Genomic DNA, 1,411 nt, shown 5'->3' on the forward strand with positions numbered 1-1,411 from the left:
CCCCAGAACCAGATCCAGTGAAGTAACCCGTACCGCTCCACGTCTCACTTGATTTGACACGCTCCGCAGTGTCCAAGAGCAAAGAGTTTAGGGTTGATCGCCAGAGGTGAGATCGCTCAGTCTTGAGTAGTTCGATATTCAGTTCATTGGCAAGCTGTGTGTAGAGCTCTGCCACTGCCGTATCCCGATTGCGACTATCCTGAACCGTACTGGGTTTGGTTCCGTCCTTGACGGGCGGATTCTAGGAGTCGTTGCACCGGCAGGTGATTAGCTGGTGAGGATGAGCTCTCTCATCTTCTCTGCGGGGGTGCTCCACTTGAGTGTCTCACGGGGTCTGCCGTTGAGCAGGTGTGCGACATGTTCGAGGTCCTCATGGCCGTGGACGGCCAGGTCGGTTCCTTTGGGGAAATACTGACGCAACAGGCCGTTGGTGTTCTCATTGGATCCCCGCTGCCATGGGGAGGCTGGGTCGCAGAAGTACACCGGGAGCTCGGCGTCAATGGTGATCTTGTGGTGGGCGGCCATCTCTGATCCTTGGTCCCAGGTCAGTGATCCTCGCAGGTGGGCGGGCAACGTTTTGATCTGGGCGGTGACCGCAGCGGCGACTGTCTGCGCGGTGTGATCCCCGGGCAGGTGGCAGAGCATCACGTACCGGGTGGTGCGTTCGACCAGGGTGGCGATCGCTGACCGGTTGCCAGCTCCCATGATCAGGTCCCCTTCCCAGTGCCCGGGCACTGCACGGTCCTCAATTTCAGCGGGCCGGTCACTGATCATGATCATGTTCTCCCCCAGTTGCCGGGGCTTACGCTGGGCACCTTGAGGCTTACGGCGAGCCCGCCCGGTACGTAGGGCAGCTTGAACTTCTTTCTTCAGCCCACCACGGGCCTGCAGATACAGCGCCTGGTAGATCGTCTCGTGGCACACACGCATCTCCGTGTCTTCGGGGAACTCCTTGACCAGGGTGGCACTGATCTGAGCAGGTGACCACTGCAACGCCAACTTCTGGGTCACCCAGCTTCGCAGTCTGGAGTTTGCGCTGAGCTTGGCGGCCTTAGGCCGGGCCCGGCGTTGTGCAGCCATCCGTTGGGCGCCATAGGGCATGTACTTCCCGGCAGTATCTCTGTTGCGGGCGATCTCCCGGCTGATCGTTGAATGCGGTCTGCCCAGCTGGGCGGCGATCTGACGCATCGAGGTCCCAGCGGCACGCAGGTCCCGGATCTTCTCCCGCTGAGCAAGAGTGAGGAAGCGGGGGTTGGTGTCAGTGCCGACCAACAGCTGATGAGCGCGCATCTTCCGGTTATACCCCCGGGCCTGCTCCACGGTGGGCTCCGGCGCGTTAGCACCTCCCTCTCTGCCAGACTGAGGTGAGACCCCCGGGCTGAGCGGTTATGAGACTGGGAGATCCATTCAC

Annotated in this window: 1 pseudogene; it reads right to left on the reverse strand. The window is 61.0% G+C overall.

Annotated features, from left to right (window positions below):
* Positions 1-267 precede the first annotated feature (267 nt).
* Positions 268-1,254 (reverse strand): annotated as a pseudogene (locus FEF26_RS15425) (IS30 family transposase); the annotation flags it as partial.
* Between the last annotated feature and the right edge of the window lie 157 nt (positions 1,255-1,411).

It is taken from the genome of Nesterenkonia salmonea (genome assembly GCF_005771525.1).
Classification (GTDB): domain Bacteria; phylum Actinomycetota; class Actinomycetes; order Actinomycetales; family Micrococcaceae; genus Nesterenkonia; species Nesterenkonia salmonea.